Here is a 2,837-nt window from a genome sequence, read left to right as displayed (position 1 = left end):
GGTCGCCACCGAGAGCGGTATATACCAGCGTGCGAGCCGGTCACGTGAAGGGTGTGGCCGTGTCCGCGGCCGAGAACGGGAGCAGTTCGTGGGGCAGTTGCACGTCAGCGGCGAGTTCGACGCGCTGATGGAGCGGATCGACGGCATCACCGGGAAACGCACCAGCCCGCCCGACGGGCTCCAGCAGTGACCGGGCGGGAAGCTCTCCACCCACGGGCGGTCGGCGGGGTCGAACGCCCGCAGTTCGCTGGCGAACAGGGTGACGTCCTCGCGGCGTGCCCAGTAGAGCGGTTTCACCCCGACCGGGTCCCGCGCGGCGAGGAAGTCACCGTCGTCGGTGGCCAGCGCGAGGGCGAACATCCCGCGCAACCGCGCGAGCCCGGCGGGCCCCTCCACGACGACGGCGTGCAGCGCGGCCTCGCTGTCGGACCCGGTCTCGAACAGCTCGTGGCCGAGGTGCTGCCGCACCCGCCCGTGGTTGTAGATCTCGCCGTTGGCCACGAGATGCGTGGCGGTCGCCGCGTCGCTCATCGGCTGGTGCCCGCCCTCGACGTCCATGATCGACAGGCGTTGATGGCCGAGCCAGACCCTTCCCGCGCGAATCTCCCCGGTGTCGTCGGGGCCGCGGTGGGCGATCCTGTCCAACATCGCCCGGCAGATGCCGAGGTCGTAGTCGCCGATCGCGGCGACGATTCCACACACGGAGTCCGTCCTCCTCGCTCGCCCGCGAGTCTAGGCCGCACGCGGCCACCACGCGGCCCGCGGCGGCTCCGGTGTCCCCGGGCCGGGCGTTTCTGCCCGCGTCACCCGGTTTCGACTCGCCCCTCCCGCCCGAGCGCTCCTACCCTGGGCGTTACGGAGGTGGTCAACGATGCGAGCATCCGTGGGAGACACGATCCGCGTGCACGGGCGCACCGTGGGCGCGGGCGAACGGCAGGGCGAGATCGTCGAGGTGCGGGGAGAACACGGGGAGCCGCCCTACCTCGTCCGGTTCTCCGACGGTCACGAAGGCCTGATGTTCCCCGGGCCCGACTGCGAGGTCGAAGCGCACTCCGAGTGACAGGGCGGCGCGGCATCGATATCGAGGCAGGCGCGCCCGGACACCCGGTCCCCGGGTGGTCGTGACGGCGCGCCCGCCCCGCGCCCCCTGCCCGCACCAGCCGGGGCCGAGCCCGCGTGCGAGCAGCGCGGGCACCAGGGTCTCCCGAGATAAACCCGGTCGTGGCCAGCATCACGTCTGAGCAGGATGACATCGCGGCCGTTCTGAGTTGAACTAGACAAGAGACAGATCCAGCACCCCATCCGACGAGGGAAACAGAGGAGCTGGGTCTTTTCTTCGGTCCCCGTCTGGATCGATCAAGTCTTACCAACGACGTTCCTGCCCCGGATCGAGCGCGGCCTTCCGTCTTGATCGATCCAGTCCCGTCGCACGACGACCTTGCCCCACTCGTCCCGAAGGGAGCCCTGTGCCCATCGCGCTGCTCGCGCTCGCGATCGGTGCCTTCGGCATCGGTACCACCGAATTCGTCATGATGGGTGTGCTGCCTGAGGTGGCCGCCGATCTCGGCATCTCCATCCCCGCGGCCGGCCACATGATCACCGCCTACGCACTGGGGGTGGTCGTGGGAGCCCCGCTGCTCACGGCCGTGGCCGTACGGCTTCCCCGCAAGACCATGCTGCTGGCCATGATGGGCGTGTTCACGGCGGGCAACGCCCTGTTCGCCCTCGCCCCGAGCCACGAACTCGGCGTGGCGTTCCGCTTCCTGGCGGGACTGCCGCACGGCGCCTTCTTCGGCGCGGGCGCCGTGGTCGCGGCCAACCTCGTCGGCACACGGCAGCGGGCGAAGGCCGTGTCCATGATGTTCCTCGGCCTCACACTGGCCAACGTCGTCGGCGTCCCCGGCGGCACCCTGCTGGCACAGCAGGTCGGGTGGCGTGCGACGTTCGCCGTCGTCGCCGCCATCGGACTGGTCGCGCTGGCCAGCATCGCCAAGCTGGTCCCCCGCCAGCCCCAGCCCGCGAAGAGCTCGCTGCGCGGCGAGATGACCGCCTTCCGCCGTCCCCAGGTGTGGTTCGCCCTGGCGATCGTCACCTTCGGTCTCGGCGGCGGGTTCGCCAGCCTGAGCTACGTCGCCCCGATGCTCACCGAGGTGGCGGGCTACCAGGCCGCGAGCGTGACACTGCTGCTCTCGCTGGCCGGTGTCGGCATGACCGTCGGCAACGTGGTCGGCGGCAGGCTCGCCGACCGGTTCCCGACCTCCGGCCTCTACGGCGCGCTCAGCGCGCTGGCCATCGTCCTGGCCACGTTCACCGTCACCGCCGACAGCAAGGTCGGCGCGGCCGTGACGATCTTCCTGGTCGGCATGACCTCCTTCATGGTCGGGCCGATGATGCAGGCCCGCGTCATGGAGAAGGCCGGGGGCGCGCAGTCGATGGTGTCCGCCGCCGTGCAGTCGGCGTTCAACATCGCCAACTCGATCGGCGCCTACCTGGGCGGCCTCGCCATCGCGGGCGGCTTCGGCCTGGTCTCGCCGAACGTGGTGGGTGCGACGCTCGCCGTCGTGGGCCTGTCCCTCGCGCTGCTGTCCCGCGCCGTCGAGCGCCGTTCGGAGGCGCGGGCCACCCCGGAGGACACGGCGACCCCCGACGCCGTGACCTCCGGCGGCTCGGCCCCGGCCGAGCACACGGTGTCCCCCCGCACCGAGACCCCCGACGCGGTCATCGGCGCCGAGCCGGTGGCCGACCCCGAACCCCTGCCCGGGCTCGACCCCGAGCCGCACACCGGGCCCCGACCCGAACCCGTCGCGGCCTGAGGCCGCGAAAACGCGAGAAGGGGC

The 2,837-nt window shown here is 71.6% G+C and carries 2 protein-coding genes and 1 pseudogene; 2 read left to right on the top strand and 1 reads right to left on the bottom strand.

Annotated features, from left to right (window positions below):
- Nucleotides 1-702: pseudogene (locus SACSA_RS0113575) on the bottom strand (hypothetical protein); the annotation flags it as partial.
- A 169-nt stretch (nucleotides 703-871) separates the two neighbouring features.
- Here SACSA_RS0113575 and SACSA_RS0113570 point away from each other — a divergent pair.
- Nucleotides 872-1,060 carry a DUF1918 domain-containing protein gene (locus SACSA_RS0113570; RefSeq protein WP_028661852.1) on the top strand — a complete coding sequence of 63 codons (189 nt, stop codon included), beginning with the start codon at nucleotides 872-874 and terminating at the stop codon, nucleotides 1,058-1,060.
- Between the two features lie 406 nt (nucleotides 1,061-1,466).
- On the top strand, nucleotides 1,467-2,813 hold the full coding sequence (locus SACSA_RS0113565) for an MFS transporter (protein WP_019816456.1): 1,347 nt from the start codon (nucleotides 1,467-1,469) through the stop codon (nucleotides 2,811-2,813).
- Nucleotides 2,814-2,837 lie beyond the last annotated feature (24 nt).

The organism is Saccharomonospora saliphila YIM 90502 (assembly GCF_000383795.1).
GTDB classification, from domain to species: domain Bacteria; phylum Actinomycetota; class Actinomycetes; order Mycobacteriales; family Pseudonocardiaceae; genus Saccharomonospora; species Saccharomonospora saliphila.
Note: the sequence above shows the minus strand (reverse complement) of the source record. Positions and strands in the feature narration are given on the sequence as shown.